The 20,806-nt window shown below is 55.1% G+C and carries 16 protein-coding genes; 8 read left to right on the top strand and 8 right to left on the bottom strand.

Annotated elements, in window-relative coordinates; translation table 11 throughout:
* Positions 1-99: 99 nt before the first annotated feature.
* From FKN99_RS08560 to FKN99_RS08535, 6 genes are read left to right on the top strand one after another with little or no spacing between them, the layout of a single operon-like run.
* Complete coding sequence (locus FKN99_RS08560) at positions 100-1,275, top strand: efflux RND transporter periplasmic adaptor subunit (protein WP_172117569.1); 1,176 nt, start codon at positions 100-102, stop codon at positions 1,273-1,275.
* Entirely contained in the window at positions 1,275-4,370 is a 3,096-nt protein-coding gene (locus FKN99_RS08555; protein WP_172117466.1) for an efflux RND transporter permease subunit, read from the top strand. Before FKN99_RS08560 ends, FKN99_RS08555 begins: the two co-directional genes overlap by 1 nt.
* Positions 4,370-5,788, top strand: coding sequence for an ATP-binding protein (locus FKN99_RS08550; protein ID WP_172117465.1), 1,419 nt, complete (start codon positions 4,370-4,372; stop codon positions 5,786-5,788). Before FKN99_RS08555 ends, FKN99_RS08550 begins: the two co-directional genes overlap by 1 nt.
* 17 nt (positions 5,789-5,805) lie before the next feature.
* The gene (locus tag FKN99_RS08545; protein WP_172117464.1) at positions 5,806-6,510 is read left to right on the top strand and encodes a response regulator; all 705 of its coding nucleotides are present in this window, start codon (positions 5,806-5,808) and stop codon (positions 6,508-6,510) included.
* A gap of 15 nt (positions 6,511-6,525) precedes the next feature.
* Positions 6,526-7,209: a response regulator transcription factor gene (locus FKN99_RS08540; protein WP_172117463.1), complete on the top strand. Its 684-nt coding sequence runs from the start codon at positions 6,526-6,528 to the stop codon at positions 7,207-7,209.
* A 1-nt stretch (position 7,210) separates the two neighbouring features.
* Positions 7,211-8,614 carry a sensor histidine kinase gene (locus tag FKN99_RS08535; protein ID WP_172117462.1) on the top strand — a complete coding sequence of 468 codons (1,404 nt, stop codon included), beginning with the start codon at positions 7,211-7,213 and terminating at the stop codon, positions 8,612-8,614.
* Here the strand turns inward: FKN99_RS08535 and FKN99_RS08530 are convergent.
* The 4 genes from FKN99_RS08530 to FKN99_RS08515 are packed head-to-tail and all read right to left on the bottom strand — an operon-like array spanning position 8,583 to position 12,636.
* Positions 8,583-9,593, bottom strand: a complete 1,011-nt coding sequence (locus tag FKN99_RS08530) for an AbrB family transcriptional regulator (protein ID WP_172117461.1) — start codon at positions 9,591-9,593, stop codon at positions 8,583-8,585. The genes FKN99_RS08535 and FKN99_RS08530 overlap by 32 nt on opposite strands.
* Positions 9,594-9,597: 4 nt before the next feature.
* A complete protein-coding gene (locus FKN99_RS08525; RefSeq protein ID WP_172117460.1) occupies positions 9,598-11,106 on the bottom strand; it encodes a tripartite tricarboxylate transporter permease in 1,509 nt (502 codons plus the stop codon).
* 9 nt (positions 11,107-11,115) lie between these two features.
* Positions 11,116-11,568: a tripartite tricarboxylate transporter TctB family protein gene (locus FKN99_RS08520; RefSeq protein WP_172117459.1), complete on the bottom strand. Its 453-nt coding sequence runs from the start codon at positions 11,566-11,568 to the stop codon at positions 11,116-11,118.
* A gap of 51 nt (positions 11,569-11,619) precedes the next feature.
* Positions 11,620-12,636 carry a Bug family tripartite tricarboxylate transporter substrate binding protein gene (locus FKN99_RS08515; protein WP_172117458.1) on the bottom strand — a complete coding sequence of 339 codons (1,017 nt, stop codon included), beginning with the start codon at positions 12,634-12,636 and terminating at the stop codon, positions 11,620-11,622.
* A 245-nt stretch (positions 12,637-12,881) separates the two neighbouring features.
* On the opposite strand from FKN99_RS08515, the gene FKN99_RS08510 reads away from it, so the two are divergent.
* Positions 12,882-13,295 carry a hypothetical protein gene (locus FKN99_RS08510; protein ID WP_172117457.1) on the top strand — a complete coding sequence of 138 codons (414 nt, stop codon included), beginning with the start codon at positions 12,882-12,884 and terminating at the stop codon, positions 13,293-13,295.
* Positions 13,296-13,499: 204 nt separating this feature from the next.
* A complete protein-coding gene (gene betT, locus FKN99_RS08505; RefSeq protein WP_172117456.1) occupies positions 13,500-15,548 on the top strand; it encodes a choline BCCT transporter BetT in 2,049 nt (682 codons plus the stop codon).
* A gap of 206 nt (positions 15,549-15,754) precedes the next feature.
* On the opposite strand, the gene exaC is transcribed toward betT, so the two are convergent.
* From exaC to FKN99_RS08485, 4 genes are all read right to left on the bottom strand, one after another.
* The gene (gene exaC / locus FKN99_RS08500) at positions 15,755-17,275 is read right to left on the bottom strand and encodes an acetaldehyde dehydrogenase ExaC (RefSeq protein WP_172117455.1); all 1,521 of its coding nucleotides are present in this window, start codon (positions 17,273-17,275) and stop codon (positions 15,755-15,757) included.
* Between the two features lie 94 nt (positions 17,276-17,369).
* Positions 17,370-19,619, bottom strand: a complete 2,250-nt coding sequence (locus FKN99_RS08495) for an ATP-binding protein (RefSeq protein WP_172117454.1) — start codon at positions 19,617-19,619, stop codon at positions 17,370-17,372.
* On the bottom strand, positions 19,609-20,121 hold the full coding sequence (locus FKN99_RS08490; RefSeq protein ID WP_172117453.1) for a molybdopterin-dependent oxidoreductase: 513 nt from the start codon (positions 20,119-20,121) through the stop codon (positions 19,609-19,611). Before FKN99_RS08490 ends, FKN99_RS08495 begins: the two co-directional genes overlap by 11 nt.
* Positions 20,122-20,369: 248 nt before the next feature.
* On the bottom strand, positions 20,370-20,798 hold the full coding sequence (locus FKN99_RS08485) for a universal stress protein (protein WP_087111921.1): 429 nt from the start codon (positions 20,796-20,798) through the stop codon (positions 20,370-20,372).
* Positions 20,799-20,806 lie beyond the last annotated feature (8 nt).

The raw sequence follows: 20,806 nt of genomic DNA, 5'->3' as shown, positions 1-20,806 counted from the left end.
CATGATACGCTTCTTATACCGGAATTTTCGCTTTTACTACGTTTTCGCTCTTGCAACGGGTACTCCGTGTTAATAAAACCTCATGACTCTTTCTCCTCGATGCAACAAGGCCGTGTCCGTTTAGGCGCCGTGCTGGCCCTGTTGGTGTTTGCCATCGGCTTAGCCTGCGCCTGGTGGATTATCAGCCAGCCACCGCGTATTGAGCGGCGTGCTCCCCCGCCACCCACGCCGCCTGTCGTCAATGTCATGACGGTCGAACAGAGCGCCCTATCGCCTCTACTGAGCGGCTTTGGGCGAGTAGAAGCTGAGCAGACAACCCAGCTGGCCAGCCGCGTGGCAGGTCAGTTGGAACGCTTTGGAGAGGGCGTTTTTCCAGGCCAGGTCGTTGAGGAAGGCGCGCCCGTTGCATATATCGACCAAGCCGATTTGCGCCTTGCCCTGGAGGACGCCGAGGCCCAGCTAAGCAACGCCCAAGCGCAGGTGGCGCTTGAAAATGCCGAACAGCAGCGCGCCCGTAGTGAGTACGAGTCGTTTGGGCGCCAGCTTTCCGCCGAGCGACGCTCGCTGGTCCTGCGCGAGCCTCAACTTCGCCAGGCCCAGGCTCAACTGACTCAGGCACGTGTAATACGCGACCAGGCAGCGCTCAACCTTGAGCGCGCAACGTTGACCGCCCCGTGGAAGGCGATGGTGCAAGAGCGCTTGGTGGGCGCTGGCAGCCTGCTAAGCCAAGGAACCGAGGTGATTAACCTGGTCGGTGTTGAGCAATTCTGGGTGCGCGCCTCATTGCCCGGCGATGCACTTGAATGGCTGGCGCCGGGTAGTCAGGTCACGATTACCAGCCGGGGCTGGCCAGAAGGCGCTTCGCGGGAAGGCGCACTGATATCGATCTTACCTAATCTGGAAGAGAGCGGACTTCAGGCACAGCTGTTGATTGCGGTGAATGACCCATTGGCGCTGGATACCGATGGCCCCGCGCTGCGCTTGGGCGATGTAATGCGAATAGCCTTCCAAACTCAGGCGCAGGAAGACCTGATTGCCCTGCCCTCAGCGGCGCTACGCCCGGGCGAGCGCGTTTGGTGGGTGGACGATGAAGACCGCCTACACAGCACAACGGTGTCGCTTGCCTATCGGGGTGAAAATGAAGCGCTGGTGCGCAGCGGCCTGGAGGCTGGCCAGCGCGTTGTCACTTCAGGACTTGCCCAGCCCCAGGAAGGACAACAGGTTCGCGTTCGCTCGCGCAACGATGCGCCCACCCGTGATGAGGAGAGCAGCTAATGCGTCGCGGCCCGCTTGCCTGGATGATTGACCATGGCGTTGCGCCTAACCTGCTGATGCTGCTGTTTATCGTGGGGGGCCTTATGGCATCGCTCGCGATTAAAAAAGAGGTCTTTCCTGAGTTTGAAATTGAAATTGTTCAGGTCAGCATCAGCTACCCCGGCGCCACGCCAGAAGATGTCGAGCAGAGCCTACTGCTCCCCGTTGAAGCGGCGGTATCGAATGTAGAAGGTATTGATGAGCTGACCTCCAGCGCTGGTGAAGGCAGCGGTATGGTCAGCGCGACGCTGATTGACGGCGTCGATGTGATGCGCGTTTATCAGGATATTCAGCAGGCGGTCAACGCCATCACTACCCTACCCAGTGCCGCCGACCCGCCCCGCTTCACACTAGCGGGCAGATCGCGCAGTGTGGTCAGCCTTCAGGTTTACGGCTCGGTTGGGCTTGCCGCCCTTCACGACGCCGCCGAGGATGTGCGCGCTGAACTGCAGGCCGCTGAGGGTATTTCACGCGCCGAGCTTTCGGGTAATCGCGAGCGCGAGATCCAGATTCACTTGGATGAAGAAGCTATTGAGCGCTACGGGCTTGATCATCAGCAGCTTGCCAGCCGCATTGGAGCTGAAGCGCTGGACCTGGCAAGCGGCCAACTCACCACGGCTGAAGGCGAATGGCTGGTGCGCTACCAAGGCCGACGCAACAGCGCCGCCGAGTTTGCCGACCTGCCAATCCTTACCACTGCCCAGGGCACGCCCATTTTGCTGGGTGATATCGCCCGTGTAAGCAACGGCTTTGCCGAAACGGATCGTGAAGAGTTTTATAATGGCGAGCCGGGCCTGTCGGTCAACATTTATCAAATTGGCCACCAAACCCCGACCAGCATTTCCGAGGCGGTCTACGGCGAACTGGAGCGCTTGCGAGCGGGGCTACCGCCGGGCGTTAGCCTGGACGTTGCACGCGACAGCTCGGAAATATACGAAGACCGCTTAAGCCTGCTGCTAAAGAATGCCTGGATGGGCCTAGCGCTGGTGATGGTGCTCATGGCGCTGTTTCTTGAAGCGCGGCTAGCATTTTGGGTCACGCTGGGTATTCCTACAGCCTTTTTGGGCGCCATGCTGTTCCTGCCCTGGATCGGCGTCTCGCTGAACATGATGTCGATGTTTGCCTTCATTATCGCGCTGGGGATCGTGGTGGATGATGCGATCATGGTGGGCGAAAACATCTACAGCTATCGCGAGGAAGGCTACTCGCTGCGCGATGCGGCGGTCAAAGGGGCAGGTGAAATTGCCGTTCCGCTCACCTTTGCCATTTTGTCGAATATCGTGGCGTTTCTGCCCCTGCTGTTTTTACCCGGCTTTTTGGGCATGCTGTTTGCCACTCTGCCCGTGGTGGTCGTCACGGTGTTTTTGATCTCCTGGGCCGAAGCGCTGTTTATCCTCCCCTCCCACTTGGCACATAGCCGTAAACCGCGTGAAACACCGGCCTGGCAACGGCCGCTGGAAGCGTTGCGCCAGCGCCTGCAGGGCGGGCTGCATCACTTCACATACCATCAGTTTGAGCCGTTTCTACAACGCGCACTTAATCAACGCTTACTGAGCATCTCCATCGGTGTTGCGGTGCTGGTGGTAGTGCTGGCATGGTCCATGAGTGGACGGTTGGGCTTTTCACTCATGCCGCGTGCCGAATCCGATCAGGTTCAGGCAACGGTAACGCTGCCGATTGGCACCAACATCAGCGTTAGCCGAGAGCTTAGCCAACAGCTACTGGACGCCGCCCAGCAGCTGAGCGAGCGCGAAGAGACGCTAGCCTTTAGCAGCACGCGCAGCCGCTTGGATGGCGAAGAACTGCAGGTACGGCTCGATATCGCAAGTAGCAGCCTGGACGTCTGGCCGCCTTCACGTATTGCAGGTGAATGGCGTGAGCTGGCAGGGGATTTAATTGGCGCTCAGTCGGTACGTTTTGAGTCAGATTTTGGTGGCCCCGGCAGCGGCGCTGCGCTCAGCCTGCGCTTATCTCACCCCGACACCCAAGTGCTGGAAGCCGCCGCTGCCCGGTTGGCCGAAGTGCTTGGTGAGTATGGGCTGACCGATATTGACAGCGGGATTGGCGATGGCAAACCCCAGCTTGAAATGCGCCTTTCCGCAGAAGGCCGAGCGCTGGGCCTGACCGGCAGCGACCTGGCCCAGGCACTGCGCGGACCTTTACAGGGCGCCACGGCGGTTGAGCAGTTTGTGGGGCGTAGCGAGATCAGCGTAGAGGTGCGCCTGCCCGAAACCGACCGCGCGAGCTTAAACGAACTTTACCGCATGCCCGTACGCACGCCCGACGGGCTTAGCGTGCCGCTTTCTCGCGTGGCAGACATTACCTTAAGCCAAGCCTCAAGCAGTCTGCAGCGCATAGATGGCAGGCGCATTATCACCGTGACGGCGGATTCAGAGGGCGACCAAACCATTAACCAGGTACTGGCCACCCTTCAAGAAGACGTGTTCCCAACGCTTACAAACTCCTGGCCGGGGCTTGAGGTCAGCCTGGGCGGTCGCCAGCAGGATACCGCCGACAACCTGGCCGCCCTTCGCACCGCCATGTGGCTGATGCTGGCCGCCCTTTACGCGCTGTTGGCGATTCCCTTCAGAAGCTATTTGCAGCCCTTGCTGGTACTTGCGGCCATTCCGTTTGGCGTTGTTGGTGCCGTGGTGGGCCACATGATTATGGGGTTTGGGCTTTCGATTATCAGCTTGCTGGGCATGCTGGCGCTTTCCGGCGTGGTGATTAACGATGCACTGGTACTGATTGATTACGCCAACCGCAAGCGGCGCGAAGGGATGGCGCCACGCGCTGCCATTGTGGCGGCTGCTACCCGGCGCCTGCGGCCTATCATGATGACCACACTTACCACCTTTCTGGGCCTGGCGCCCATGATTCTGGAAACCTCGCGACAGGCGCGCTTTATGATCCCCATGGCGATCTCGCTGGGCTTTGGCATGATTTTCGCGACGGCCATTTTGCTGATACTGGTGCCCTGCCTTTACCTGGGCCTGGAGAACTGGCGCGAGCGACTTAGCATGCCTCGGCAACCTCTTCAGGAGGGCGCCTCCTAATGGCCGTTACCTTGCCCACCTGGCGCCCTTCGCGGCTAGGACTAAAGCTGTTCTCGGCCATACTCAGCGTTAACGTGGCCATTTCCGCCACCATGTTTCTAGCCGTTTCCTACAGTATCGACCGTGGTTTTATCGATTATTTAAACCAGGCCCAGGAACGCCGTGCCATGCTGCTGGCCGATGGTTTGATTACCCGCTGGGAGACCCAACAGGACTGGCGCTGGCTTGAACACAACCCGGAACGCTGGCCGCATATCGTGCGCTTTGAACTGGGTCAGGAGCATCGTGAACGCCCCTCACCCTTGGGCGAAGCGCAGGATTTTGCGCTGCGTGCGCCAAACGGTGAGTTTGTGATTCCGCCCATGAATGGCCGCATGGGCCCCGGCGATTGGCGCTGGCTCACGCTTCACAGCGACAGCGACAGCGACAGCGACAGCGAGGCCATTGGCTCGTTAGGGTTTCGCCCTCCTCAGCAGATGATGGAGCGCATGGAAAATCGCTTTTTAGAGCTGCAACAGCGCAATCTGGTCATTATTGTTATCTCGATTGGGCTAGCATCGCTGCTGCTGGCCGCCGGGCTCTCGTGGTGGTTAAGTCGACGTACTCGGGCACTGGCTATCGCCACGCGGCGGCTTACCGAAGGCAACTACCATACTCGCCTACCTGAACGTGGTCGGGATGAGCTTGCCCGTTTGGCGCGAGACTTCAACGTACTGGCCGCCACGTTAGAAGCCAACCGTGACGCCCGTGCACGCTGGGTCTCCGACACCGCCCACGAACTGCGTACGCCCTTGGCCGTGCTGCGTGGTGAAATTGAAGCCATGCAGGACGGCATTCGCCCGCTGAATCAGGAAAACCTCAGCTCGCTGGCGCAGGAAGTTGCCCAGCTTGAGCACCTGGTCGCCGATTTACGCCTGCTTTCGCAAAGCGATGCTGGCGCGCTTGATATTCATCTGGCCCCCATGAACCTTAGCGACAGCCTGGCCAGCCGCCTTGAAGATGCGGACCGCTGGCTCAATGGCAGCGGCCTTACACTGACGACGCACATTGCCCCCGATGTAATGATTCGAGGTGATGCCCAGCGACTGCATCAGCTGTGGAATAATCTGTTGGATAACAGCTGCGCCTACACCGATGCACCGGGCAAACTTCAAGTAACGCTCAACATTGAGCGTGCCCACGCGGTGATTGTTTGGCAGGATAGCGCACCGGGCGTTCCGGAAAGTGAGCTTTCCCGGCTTACCGAGCGCCTTTACCGTGTTGAAGGGTCACGCAATCGGGCAAGCGGCGGTAGTGGCCTTGGGCTATCCATTGCAAGCGCCTTGGTGATTGCGCACGGTGCAACGCTTGAGGCATCCAATGCGCCGCTAAGCGGGCTTTGCTGGACCTTACGTTTTCCGTTACTGACTTCCCATTAATGACAAGCGAGTCCGCCATGTTCCAAGACGCCCCGCTATTGATTGTTGAGGACGAGCCAAAAATTGCCCGCCTCATGGATGATTATTTAAGCTCTCACGGTTTTAATGTTGCAACGCTGGGTCATGGCGACGATGTGATCCCCTGGTTGCAGCAGCACCCCACCACGTTGGTGCTTTTGGATGTCATGCTGCCCGGCAAGGATGGTTTGACGCTCTGCCGGGAAATACGTCAGGCGTGGCCTGCTATCGCAATTATTATGGTGACCGCCAAGGTGGAGGAAGTAGACCGACTGCTAGGGTTGGAGTTGGGCGCCGATGACTATATCTGCAAACCTTTTAGCCCCCGCGAAGTAGTCGCCCGCGTGAAAGCGGTACTACGCCGCAGCCAAGCACTTGCCGAACAGGCCCACACCCCTGAGGCAGCGGTTTCAACCCCGGTGACCCTCAATGACGATGGCTGGCAGGCGCTAGCCAACGGCCATGACCTGGGCCTCACCGCGGTTGAATTTCAGCTGCTGCGGGTAATGATGCAGTCACCTGGACGAATCTTTAGCCGTGAGCAGCTAATGGACCATATGTACCGAGACAACCGGATTGTTTCTGAACGCACCGTCGACAGCCATATTAAAAAGCTGCGCAAAAAAATCACCGAAGCCCTCCCCGAGCAGGAGATCATTCGTTCGGTGTATGGGGTAGGGTATAAATATCAGCCCGAGGGCTAACCCGCAGGATTAAACATGAAGGCGCTTATAGTAGAAGATAACGACAATTTAGCGCGCTCGATGGCCACAGCACTTAGCGAGGCAGGATTCAACATCACCGTCGCTAACGACGGCGCACACGCACTCCCAATGCTCGTGCAGGGTGGTTTCGATCTGATGGTATTGGATTTGGGCCTGCCTGAATTGGATGGCATTAGCCTTCTACGCAAACTGCGCCATCAGCAGAACACTATCCCCGTGCTGATTATTTCCGCCAGAGACACGCTGGACCAACGCATTTTAGGGCTTGAAGAGGGCGCAGATGACTACCTTTGCAAGCCCTTCTCACTTGATGAAGTAGTAGCCCGGGCACTGGTCCGGCGTGCCAAGCATTTTGGTGGTGAAACACTTAGCTGTGGCCGTCTGGCATTTTTACCCGACGCAATGGAGCTAAGAATTGATGGCCAGCCTGTAACGCTGCACCGTCGAGAGCTGGAAGTAATGGAATATCTGATGATTAATCAAAATCGACTCGTCAGTAAGGACCAGATTATTGATCGGCTTTCCACTATGGGCGAGCCGGTCAGTTATGCAGCGGTGGAGACTTATATTTCACGCATCCGCAAGAAAATTGGCTACGACTTCGGCTTGAAAACGGTCCGCGGTTTAGGCTATTACCTGGCCCCCAAAGAAGCCCCCAACCAGGAATCCGACGCTTGATATGCTTGCTATCAAATCGATAAAAAGCCGCCTGCTGCTGTGGATTGGTTTACCGTTTACTGCCCTGGCATTTCTGGCGCTTCTTTCAAGCTATCTATTGCTGACACGCCAGATTAACGAAACCTTCGACGATATGCTACTCAATGCCGCCGAGCGCTTGGAAAGACGCATCTACACGGTAGACGGCGCGCTACGCATTAATATGCACTATTTTAGTATTAGCACCCTAGGTAGTCGTGGTGAAGGCAAAATATTCTATCGGATGCAGGAAGTAGACGGCGATATGATTGCTGGCTTTCAAGGCTTGGGCGACCCGCCTACTGACCTCTCTGAGCCGGTTTTTTACGACGTGACGTACGCGGGCAACGAGCTACGCGCCGTCGCCCTGACGTTTCCTTTTAGCCGGGGCCGCGAGAACATCAATATTGAAGTGATCGTTGCGGAGTCCAAAGAGGCGCGCTACACGCTTACCAATGACTTTATGGTGACACTCACCGGGTTGACGATTGTTGCCGGAATTCTTGCTATCACCATCGCTCTACTGGCGATCTATCGTGGATTAGCCCCGCTTAATACCGTAAGCCAAGCGCTTCGCCGCCGCTCTCCTCATGACCTTCAGCCGCTTGAAGACGACGCTCCAAAAGAGATTCGCCCACTGATTCTCAGCATTAACCAGCTGATGCTACGTATCCGTCGCAGCATTGAGAGTACACAGCAATTAAATGCCGATGTGTCCCATCAGTTGCGAACGCCCATTTCTGAAATACGTGCGCTAACCGAAATCTCGCTAAAAACGACCCAGGAATCGGCCGTTCGAGCCAACCTTATTGAAATACAGCGTATCTCGGAACATGCCAGCCATACGGTCCAACAGCTTTTGAAATATGCCAAGACCCGCAGCGAGCTGATGGATGAGGCCCATCTTGAAGCCGTCGATCTGGTGGCAATATGCCAGGATGGCTGCGCGCAAACAGCAACCAGCATCTATCAGAAAGGCCAGGAGCTGTCGTTCGATCAGCCTCATACCATTTCCAAAGTGCTGGGCGATCCGATCATGCTGCTCTGGCTGGTGATTAACCTGATTGAGAATGCCAGCCTGCACGCGGGAGGCGCTGAAGCCTATCAGGGTCCAATCGATATCGCCCTAACAACGCAGCAGCAACAGGTAATATTGACGGTGAGCGACCAGGGAGTCGGCGTGGAAGAGGCGCAACTTGGCAAGCTGACCGAGCGCTTTTCCCGCCACAATCCGCACGCGCCCGGTAGCGGTTTAGGCTTGGCTATTGTGGAGCAGATCGCCACCGCCCACGCCGCTCTCCTCTCTTTTAATAACCGACCACAAGGCGGTTTCGCCGTGACAGTGGCGTTTCCCGCTATGCAGCCGCCTGCTTTGCAATACGAATGACCAGCGGGGTCATAAAGATCAGCAGTAACAGGCGCAAGACATGGTGCGACACTACATACACCGGGTCGATATCCATCACCATGGCGATGACGGCCATCTCCCCGACGCCGCCGGGAATCAGCGCCAGCAACACCGCCACAAAGGAAAGCTGGGTCATGCTGGCGACCAGCCAAGCCATGAGTGCTGCAACAATCAGGGCAAACAGTGCATACACCATCCCAAACCGCCCCACGCTGACTACCTGAGACCAGTGGGTTCCTGAGAAACGCGCGCCGACCGAAGAGCCGAGCACCAAAAAGGCCGTGAACACCGTCCAGGTGGGCAGCGAGTAATCCATCCCCAGGTTCGCGATGATGGCGCCTGCGGCCATCGGGCCTAAAAACTCCGGAATGGGAATGCGCAGCAAGCGGGCAAGCCACCAGCAAAGCGGGACCAATAACAGCGGCAGCGCATCCATCAGCGAGAGCGATACGGGCGAGCTTTGCAGCGTGACATCATCCACAAAGAAGCTTGCCAATAGTGCCGCCCCGGATACCACGGTGACCAGACGCAGCGAGTGCGCGATAGCGATCCAGCGCACATCGCCATTGGCGCGCTCAGCAAGCACTAGGGCTGAATTCATGCTCCCTGGGTAGGCGCAGAACATCGCATCCATGGGCCCTACGTTGGCGCGGGTAAAGATAAAGTACCCGCCCACCAGCATAAGCCCCATATAGACCAGCATTGCCAATACACTTGGGTACCACTGCACCAGACTGACCAGTTCACTGGCCTGAATGCGGCTCCCGATAAAGAGTCCCAGCAGGGCAATAGCCACACGGTGCAAGCGCTTATCAACGCCGGTTTTAACACCGCCAAGCGATACCGCCATTACCATAAAAAGTGCGCCCAGCATCCAGGCCAGGGGCAATGAAAAAAGGGTGGCAATAACGCCACCCAAGCAACCCAAGACTAACGTTTTCAGCGTTTTTTTTGCCATTATGTTACGCCTGTTTGGCCGCACGCCAGGCACTAAAGCGCGCCATTAACGGCTGGCTAAACAGTGAAATCAATAGAAGTCCTAGAATCCCCAAGGTCACCGGGCGCTCGAAGACATAGGTGATATCCCCGCCGCTGATTTGATACGAATGGAGCAGTGATTTCTCCGCCAGCGAGCCCAGCAGCATACCGATAACGGCGGCAGGCACCGAGTAGCCATAATGGCGAAAGATCCAACCAATCACTGCAAATACCAGCACAGTGACGGGGCCGGTCATATTGCCGGTCAAGCCAAATGATCCCATAACCGCGAGTACCAGTACCGAGGGAATCAGGTAGCGCATGGGTACTTTGACGATGTTGGCCAACAGCGGGATAAACAGCAGACCCACGACCACCAGAAGAAATACCTGGGCGAAGTTGGCAAAAATAATCGCGTAGACCACATCGGTTTGCTGACGAATAAACTGCGGCCCGCCGGTGATGTTATGCATGGCAAACGCAGCCAACATTACCGCCGTTGCACCACCGCCGGGAATGCCAAGCGCCAGCAGAGTAGCCATTGAGCCGCCTTCAGAGCTGCTGTTAGCAGCTTCTGATGCCACCACGCCCTTCGGGTTACCCTTGCCAAACGAACCAGGATCTTTATCACGGCGCTTGGTTTCAATATAGGAAAGCAAGTTGGAAACCGAGGAGCCAACGCCAGGCACGGCCCCTACTAACACACCTATCAAACCACCACGAATCATCACAACCGGATAGCGCATTGCCATCTTACAGCCTTCAAATATCTCGCTGATTTTCACCTTACGCGAATCGGCGGATTCAACGATGAAGCCTTTGTTGGCAAGCTTGAAAAGCTCTGAGGCCGCAAACATGCCCATCATGGCAGGAATAACCGGAATACCATCAAGCAGATACGTTTGCCCCATGGTGCCACGCGCCAGACCAATTTCACTAAACCCAATGGTTCCCACCAAGAGGCCGACAAAGCCCGCCACCAAGCCTTTAAGTACCTGCTCGCCCTTCAGGCTGGCAATCAGCGTCATGCCCCACAGGATGACCACAAACATTTCGGAAGGGCCGAGCCTCAGCACCAGATAGGAGAGCGGCTGAATCATGAAAAACAGCACGAGATAACCCATCAGCGCGCCCACCACGGAGGCGGCCAACGCCACGCCCAGCGCCTGGTTATGCTGCCCCTTGCGCGACATCGGGTAGCCATCAAAGGCGGTGGCAATGGCCGATGAAGTGCCCGGGATATTCATTAAAATGGCAGGAATACCCGCGCCGAACGAACCGCCGGTAAAAATAGCGGTTAAGAACAGCATGGCCTGAATGAAATCCATGTACATGGTCATGGGCAGGAAGATCGCCATGGCCATGGAAATCTGCAGCCCCGGCGTTGCGCCAAAGATTAGCCCCAACACAATACCGGGTATTACCACGAGCCAGGGGCCAAAATTAGAAAAGAGCAGGTCAAGACCCTGCTGTACTGCGCCAAAATCAATCATATTGCCTCCTTAACTGGGTAGCAGTAGCAGCGTCATGGGATAGGGCAGCATCTGGGAGAAGAAGAACGCCACGGCGAACCCGAACGCTGCGCTAAAGCCCACCACCGCTAACCAGTTACGCTCACCTTTGAGGATCAAAAAGAGCGCGATGAACAGCACGGTCGCCACATCAAAACCGAGCGTTTCAAGCGATAACACATAGGCACCAAACAGAACTACGACGGGCAGCGTTTGATGTAACGGTTCCTCGTCGGCAGCGATGCTGAATAGCGTCCCTTGCTTTAGGCGTAGCACCAGCTCAATGGCAATAATCGACAGGACAATGACTGAAAGCGGCAGTATCAGGAGCAAATTCTGGGGTTGTGCCGAGACGCTGATCGCATCCAGCAAATACCACAACGTAAAGGAAGCCAGACCGATGAGAACTAAAAAGTCCCCATAGTCACGTTTCTGTGCAGACATGGTTCAACTCCAGGCTGGCCACATGAAAGTTGACCAGCCATGACAGGAAGATCAGTTAAGCAGGTGGGCGTATTTTTCAAATACAGCGTAGTTTTCGCGCATCAGCTCGTTGGCACGCTCAGGTCCAATCCAGACACCGCCCATTTCATTACGCTCAAGGTGTTCTTGAACATCCTTACGGGCCAGCGCGCTCTGGATAGCTGAAGCGAATGCTTCAAAGCGCTCAGGATGCTGACGCTCAACTTCGCTAGTGACCGCAAAACCACGCATCGAGCCCTGCAGTACCGGAACTTCTACGTCCATCGGTGCCAGCGCTTCGTTGATCGTGGGGGCATCCCACTGGTCGATGCGCTCGTCACTCACGATGGCAAGCGGCGTCAAGAACTCACGAATTCCCTCACTACCCTGTGCACTGATAGAAACGAAATCCACCTGACCACCAGCCACCGCTGAGCGGGCTTCACCACCGCTGTTGTACGTCACGAGGTTAAGGTTTTCTTGAGGAATACCTGCTTCTTCCAGCAGCAGACGGATCATCAGGTGACCGGCTGAGCCTTGAACCACCGCGCCACGCACCTGGCCGCGCTCTTCGCGAATCGCTTCCAGCAACGAAGGAAGATCTTCGTATCCGCTATCTTTATTGGCGGCGATCAGATCCAGGTCGAACCACTGAAAGTTGATATACGAAAAATCATCAACACTAAAGTTGGCACCACCGGTCAGAATCGAGTTGGCCAGGTAAGGAGCAAAGGTTGAGGCATAGGTGGTGTATCCATCGTCCGGCATGTTCAGCACGTAGTTGGATGCGACCTGAGTTCCTGCGCCTGGACGGTTAGTCACTTGCACTGGCACGCCAATCTCTTCAGCGATATAGCCTGACATAATACGCGCCAAACGGTCAGCACTACCGCCGGTACCAAAGCCGACGACCATATTGACCGGGCGCTCAGGATAATCATCTGCCGCAGCGGTAGGCATGATTAACGCGAGTGACGCGGCAACAACCGTGGCACCAGCGAGTAGTGATTTCATATTGAAGCTAAACGGAGCACAGATTTTCTTGGGCATAGCGAGTTCTCTTTTTTATAGAATTATAAAGTCTTCAAACAGGCTACTGCCTGCGGAGGACAAAGCTATCCCACAAACCTTTCACCAACCTTGCATGACGCAAAAAGCCAACTAAAGTCTAACCATATAACTGCTATACGTCAGATATCCCCCCGCCGCATCATCACCGTTATTGCACACTCCGTGCATACGGTTTGCACTCCCCCGCTCGATACTGACATTGTCAACTTACCAAGAGGTACGTTATGAAAATGTCATTACGCCAAGTGTTTGCCCCGGCTCTGCTGGCTATCGCGCTAACCCCACTTGCTGTGGTTGCACAGGCAGACCAGCATGAAGGTCGTCATTCAGGCGCTGACCGCGAAACCTTCTCGCAGCGCATGGAAGAGCGCCGCCATGAAGTGTACGACCGCGCCGGTTTGAACGAGGAACAGCAAACGGCCCTCAACGAGCTAAACGCAGAGCACTTCCAAGCCATGCAGGCGTTGCGTAAAGAGCACCAGGATAAAGTTGCGGATATTCTTTCCGAAGAGGAGCGCGAGTCTTTAAAGAACGCCATGAAAGAAATGCGTGACGAGCACCACAGGGATGGTAGAGGCCACGGTAGACACGGCCCGCGCGATCAGCATGAAGACGCTGCGGAAACCGCTAGCGAGTAAGCGCTTTTTTACTGTTAAGTCTTCTCAAGACGCCCGGCTTTTGCCGGGCGTTTTTGTATGCGCGCCTTGCCAAAACCTCACCGACCATTCCCTATCCCTATAAAACTGATTTGTAGTAAGCGCTTAAACAGCGTATTTTATATTGAACGTTCATTCAAAATAAATTTTAGCCACCTTTAGTCTCGACCACAGGAGTACACCTGCATGGCAAAAGACAACTTCGCCCTCCCCTCTCGCGACCGTCTCAATCCTGTGGTTTTCCACGGCAGTATGGCCGGTATATTGATATTTCTTGTGCTCACTCTGCTGTTCACGGAACAGGCTGGTGAATTTTTTAATGCAGCGCTTGCCTGGGTAAGTGCCACTTTTGGCTGGTACTACATGCTGGCGATTGTGGCCTATCTGGTCTTTGTCGTGGTGATTGGTATGTCGCGGTTTGGCAGCATTCGCTTGGGCCCCGATCATTCGCGGCCTGAGTTTTCATTGCTTTCCTGGTCGGCGATGTTGTTCGCTGCAGGTATCGGCATTGATTTGCTGTTTTTCAGCGTGGCTGAACCGATTTCTCACTACCTGGCACCGCCCGACCTGACACCCGAAAGCCAGGCCGCGATGCGTAACGCCGTCGTTCAAACCTATCTGCACTGGGGGCTCTCCGGCTGGGGGCTGTACGTGTTGATGGGTATGGCGCTGGCCTACTTCAGCTATCGCCACCGTTTGCCGCTAGCCATTCGCAGCGCGCTCTACCCGCTTCTGGGCAAGCGTATTTATGGGCCTATCGGTAACGCGGTGGATATCACGGCGGTGGTTTCTACCGTATTTGGTATTGCCACCAGCCTCGGCATTGGGGTCATTCAGCTTAACTACGGGCTGGCCTACATGTTCGATGTACCGGAAACGATTACGGTACAAATTCTTTTGATTGTACTGGTGGTCATACTGGCAACCATTTCCGTAGTTACCGGGGTCGAAAAGGGTATCCGCCGCTTATCCGAGTTCAATATGCTGCTGGCACTCTGCCTGATGCTGTTCATACTGTTTTCAGGCGACACGCTGACACTACTCGATAAGGTAGTTAACAACGCCGGTGACTATCTTTCGGGCTTTGTGGCGGCAAGCTTTGACACGCACGCCTTTACCGATGATGGCGCCCAGGAGTGGAAGATGGGCTGGACGATTTTCTTCTGGGGTTGGTGGATCGCCTGGACACCGTTTGTGGGTCTTTTCTTGGCACGTATTTCTCGTGGTCGCACCATTCGCCAGTTTGTCGCCGGTGCGCTGTTTATACCGCTTGCCTTCATTATGGTATGGATGTCGGTATTGGGTAATAGCGGTATTGAGCTGGTCGCCAACCAGGGCGTGGCAGCACTCGGCGAGCAGGCGCTTAATACACCGCAAACCACGATTTACACCCTACTTGAGTACTATCCTTACGCAGCCATCACGGCAGCGGTTGTCACAATCCTGGGCGTTGTGTTCTTTATTACCTCCGCTGACTCCGGCGCGCTGGTGCTGGCTAACTTTACGTCTATCTTAAGTGACGTTAACCACGATGCGCCCATCAAGCTGCGCATTTTCTGGTCGGCCGTGATTGGCTTGATCACCATTGCTCTACTGATGGCTGGTGGGCTTAACGCTCTGCAAAGCGCAGTAGTGATTACCGCGCTCCCCTTCTCGGTGGTAATTTTTGCGGTCATGGTGGGGATGTACAAGGCGCTAAAACTTGAAGGCAACAAGGCCGATGCACGCCGCGCCATTACCGGCAGCGCCCCAGGCGGCGATTGGAAGGAGCGCTTGGATCGCGCCCTGGACACGTCCAACCGAGCTGGCGCTGCTGCAACCATCAAGCACTCGATTCGCCCAGCCATGACCCAGTTTGCCCAAGAGCTTGAAAGCCGTGGCCAGCCCGCCAATGTGAGTGAAGAGCAGTTGGAAGGTGAGCCGCTCCCCAGGCTAACGCTGCAGGTGGATTTTGGTGATGCCACCAGCTTTGTCTATCAGGTGTGTCCACACCGGATGCGCACACCGAGCTTTATTGAAGCCGACGATGACTTCTATGTGCGTCTGGATGTCTATCTGGCTGAAGGCGGGCTGGATAAAGACCTGAACGGTTATACCCGTGGCCAAGCGATTGGCGACCTGGTAGGCGAGTACGAGCGCCACCTGCACTTTTTAACCCTGGCAGGCCAGGAACGTGGCACCGTACAACCCATGCCTGGCAGCATCGGCGAACCGCCGGAGAATGCTCAGCTGTAACCGTGATCGCATTTACCCAAAAGACGAATCCCGGCCTATGTGCCGGGATTTTTGTGCCTAATCGTTCGAACCTCGCGCCTCAAGGCTGAGAATCAACGGCAGAGAGGGTGTAACCCATGAGTCGTCGCAAGCGGGTTGTTAATTAGAGCATCAGAGGGGCAGATAATACCGCTCGGCACCATGCCGAGCGGGGGAGCGGGCGCGGATTAGAAAAAACCGAGCGGATTGATGTCGTAACTGACCAGCAGGTTCTTGGTTTGCTGATAGTGCTCAAGCGCCACCTTGTGGGTTTCACGGCCAACGCCGGACTTCTTGTAGCCACCAAATGCCGCATGGGCGGGATATTGGTGATAGCAGTTGGTCCATACGCGACCAGCCTGAATGCCCCGCCCCATGCGAAAGGCGACGTTAATATCCCGGCTCCATACACCTGCCCCCAAGCCAAACTCGGTGTCGTTGGCGATCGCCAGCGCTTCTTCTTCATCCTTAAAGGTGGTGACCGCCACCACCGGGCCAAAGATCTCCTCCTGGAAGACGCGCATCTTGTTGTCGCCTTTCAGTAGCGTCGGCTGGATGTAGTAACCCTTGTCGTAGCTGGGGTCGAAGCTTTCTTTATCTCCACCGGTCAGAAATTCAGCGCCTTCCTCACGGGCGATATCCATGTACGACATGATCTTGTCGTACTGCTCTTGAGAGGCTTGAGCGCCTACTTGCACGTCGGTATCCAAGGGGTTGCCGCGCTTAATAGTCTTGGTGCGCTCAAGCACCTTGACCATAAATTCTTCGTACATGCTCTCTTGAATCAGTGCACGTGAGGGGCAGGTGCACACTTCGCCCTGGTTAAAGAAGGCCAGCACCAGGCCCTCTACCGCTTTATCGATAAACGTCGGCTCGGCGTTCATGATATCGGCAAAATAGATATTGGGTGATTTACCGCCCAGCTCCACGGTGGAAGGAATAATGTTTTCAGCGGCGCACTTAAGAATATGTGACCCTACCGGCGTGGAACCGGTAAAGGCGATTTTGGCGATACGTTTGCTACTGGCCAGTGCCTGGCCGGCTTCTGCACCGAAGCCATTGACGATGTTAACCACACCCGGCGGCAGCAAGTCACCAATCAACCCCATCAGCACCAGCACAGACGCGGGCGTTTGTTCGGCGGGTTTAAGTACTACGCAATTACCGGCGGCAAGCGCGGGGGCCAACTTCCAAACAGCCATTAAAATCGGGAAGTTCCAGGGGATGATCTGCCCCACCACGCCCAGCGGCTCATGAAAATGATAAGACACGGTGTTGGCGTCAATATCGGCAGCAGAGCCTTCCTGCGCCCGAATGCAGCCCGCAAAGTAACGGAAGTGATCAACCGCCAAAGGAATATCAGCATTCAGGGTTTCACGCACGGCCTTGCCGTTATCCCAGGTTTCTGCCACGGCCAGCTTTTCAATGTTCTGTTCAATGCGATCAGCAATTTTTAGCAGGGTATTGCTACGCTCAGCGGCAGAGGTTTTCCCCCAAGCAGGTGCAGCCTTATGGGCGGCATCCAGGGCTTTATCGATATCGTCAGCAGTAGAGCGCGGAATTTCGCAGAAGACCTGACCATTCACAGGGCTAATGTTATCGAAATACTGCCCATTAACGGGCGGAACAAACTCACCACCGATGTAATTACCATAGCGTTTTTCAAACGAGACGACGGACCCATTATCACCCGGATTGGCATAAATCATGAGAAGGCTCCTGAGGATTATGATTATTAAACGTGCCCTAACAGTATTGTTTATTATTGCCAATGACGATATAGCTTGATGCCGGAATTAGCCCTTATCCCTTGGTAGAAGATTGCTTCTGCCGCCAACGTTTGAGTGCGCTGTGGGTTCGTGCAGCGGTGTGGCGCACTACACCAAGTGATTCATCAAGCTGGCTTTTTGTATTTCCCTCCTCACGAGCTAACACTTCAAGGCTTTTGGCCTTCTCCGCCAGCGCCTCTGCGCCCATACTCAGCGACTCCCCACGAAGCTGATGTGCCAACCTGGCTATCTGCTGCCGAGCCTGTTCGCTAAAAGACGCTTCCGGCGTGGCAAGGTATGCGCTCAGTTGGGACACGTAGTCGCTGATCTGCTGATGATACAAAGCAACCAGGTTTATCAAGTGCTCATCGCCCAGACTCTCCTGAAGCATGGTAAGCGTGTCAGCATTCAGTACATTGTGCTCAAACGTATCGCCCTGCACCTGTGTCGGCAGCGTTGTCTTACGGGCTAGCGACGGTGATAAATGCAGAGCAAGCACGTCACCAAGCGCCAGAAGCGAAAGCGGCTTGGTAATGTAGTCGTTCATTCCGGCAGCCAGGCAGCGCTGGCGGTCATTGCCTCCCGCGGTCATGGCAATAATGGGCACGTCTGCCAACCAGCCTCCTTGCTCGCGCAGGTGCCGCGTCACCATCAAGCCATCCATATCGGGCAGCTGTATATCCATAAAGATTAAGTGCACCGGCAAGGACGCCGCCATGTCTAGCGCATCCTGCCCATTCTCGGCACACACGACCTCGCACCCCAAGCGTGACAAAAGCCCGGTCGCGACTTTGCGATTAATGGCGTTATCCTCCACTAACAGCAGTGATGTACCCGCAAAGTTTCTCGTCTGCTCATTAGGAAGCACTGCCTCGACGGGCATCGCTTTAATCAGCGGCAGCTTGCACCAAAATGTACTTCCCTGCCCCAGCCTACTCTGCACACCCAACTGCCCGTTCATGGCTTCACTTAAGCGCTTACAGATAGCAAGCCCAAGACCCGTCCCGCCGTAGCGGCGAGCGACCGATGCCCCCGCTTGCTGAAAAGGTTCAAATAACGCCGTTTGCTGCTCTTCACTAATCCCGCACCCGGTGTCGCTAACTTCCAGTAGCAGGTGCTCCACCGTTGAAGAGACCCGAACAGTGATCGCTCCGTGATCGGTAAACTTGGTCGCGTTCGCCACAAGGTTAAGCAAAATCTGCCTCAGACGACCCGCATCAGCCATCACCCAACGCGGCACCAGCGGGTCGATATGCATGCTTAACGCCACCCCTTTGGCCCTCGAACGCGGTTCAAATAGCGCTACCACGCTATCAACCAAGGGCCTTAATTCAGTAGGTGACGCTTCAAGTGTTAAATGGCCTGCTTCGATTTTGGAGAAATCGAGAATCTCGTTGATCATGGCCAACAGCTGGTTGGCGCTCTCATGAATCGTGCGCGCGTAATCTTCTACCTGGGCCGAGCTTGCTGGCTCACTGAGCAGCTCGCTCATGCCGATCACGCCATTAAGCGGGGTACGAATCTCATGACTGACCATGGCCAGGAAGTCGGACTTGGCATGATTAGCAGCCTGCGCCTGCTCGGCGGTCACTTCCAATTGTTGGCTTAGTTGCTCCTGTCGACGCCGGGCTGTCGCACTTTCACGCATTTCTCGGATCAGGAACGCAATGACCAACAACACAGCCAGGCTCATACCGACCAGCAGCGTCATTAATAATTTATAGAGCGCGCTTAACACACGGCGCTCTTCAGTGGCAGACTCCGCCAGGTAACCATTGATGGTGATGACAAACCGCTCGGTTAGCTGGGTGAGTGCTTCAAGCTCTGCTTCAATTAACACAATGGGCAGTTGATCCAGCACCTCATGAGGTGCAAACAAGAGGTCCAGCGGTTCCATCTGCTGGCCTATTTGCGTTAGCAACTGCCTCGCCCCTTCAATGTCAGTAATCAGTGAGTTGACTTCCCCTTCTTGAAGCAACATAAGACGGCTATACAAAAGTTCAAAACGCATATTCAGCTCGTTTTGTACCACCGGGGGCATCTCTGCACGGGATGCTGAAAGCAAGTGGTTAAGCAGCTGTACTGCATCACGATCGAGTTTATAGGCTACCCATGAGGTATCTTCGCGCAAACTTTGTGTGAGGTTGTCCTGCCGCCAAGAGGCCAGAGCAGCGACTACCAGCGCCGATGCAAACAGCAGCACGGTAATAATGGCCACCAGTTTAAGGCGGCGAGGATAACGCAGCAGGCGGGGCGAGCGCACTTTGGCTCGGTTAAAGAACATCTATACGCCTAACCTGCCAAACAGCTCTAAAGCGCACTTTTTCACTTAGCAGCGTCTCGTCCTGATCAAACGGATAAAGCACCCAAAGAGGCCCAAACTCGCGAATAGGGATGTGCTGGTTATTTCGTTTAAGTGCCAGAATGACGTCGTAATCATAAAAATCCTTGATCGGTATGTCAGCCACATAGCCGTTAAGGGCCGATACCTCTATCGCATCACCCTTGGCACCTACGTGCTCAAGCACATCACGTAACAACGGGCCTGAATATTGACTGACGCCACTTGTCCAGGGCGTACTCGTTTCAAACGCGTGCTGTGGCAGCCCCTCTAACATGTCAATATCAAAGTCGGCACCCGCTTCGGTATTCACATTTACAATATTGCCTCTTACTTCCAGCAAAACGTTACCATCTGGTGCTTCCAAGGGGGTGGACACATCGGCAAATCCAGCCAAGGGAGACCCTAGCACCAGCAGAACCCACCCCAGTAATAATGTTCTCACGATGACATCCTCATATAACTTTGCTCTATAGTTTTCTATTCAACCTTCGATACAAACACCCGTAGAGTATCGCGATCGGCTTACCCAGGTCAGGAAAAAAAGCGACTTTCTATATTAATTACAATTAGATACACCTACACAGCTACTTAAAGACTACTATTTTACTAAACATTACCGTGGGGTTATAAAAAAACTCCAGCTCATATGAGCTGGAGTTTTCATAGTGCCTGATACCTTTTAAAAAGCGCCTAGCGAACGATCATGACGGACACCTTTGAGTGATGAACAACATGCTCAGCATTCGGGCCCAGTACATAGTCGACAAACTTATGCCGAGTATGAGAAGCCATCACGATCAGGTCCACGTCCAGCTTTTTACCCACCTTAATGATGGCCTCCCAGGGGGAGCCATCGACAATAATGCTTTGGGTTTTAACATCCTGCGGAATATTGTCCTGAATAAACGTATGCTGCGCCTCTTTCATGGCTTCATGCGCTTTTGCAGAAAAATTCTTGGGGAAGTAAGCCCCTACCATCGGCATTTTGAGTTCTGGCAGCACAGTGACAATGTGCAACGACGCACCGAAGGTCTGGCAAAGCGTTACCGCCGTGGGCAACGCTTTCTTCCAGGAACCCTCTTCATTCAAGTCCACGGGCAGTAATATTTTTTGGTACATGACAACCT

Source organism: Halomonas hibernica (assembly GCF_013183775.1).
GTDB lineage: Bacteria > Pseudomonadota > Gammaproteobacteria > Pseudomonadales > Halomonadaceae > Vreelandella > Vreelandella citrativorans.
This window is presented reverse-complemented; position numbering and strand designations above follow the sequence as displayed.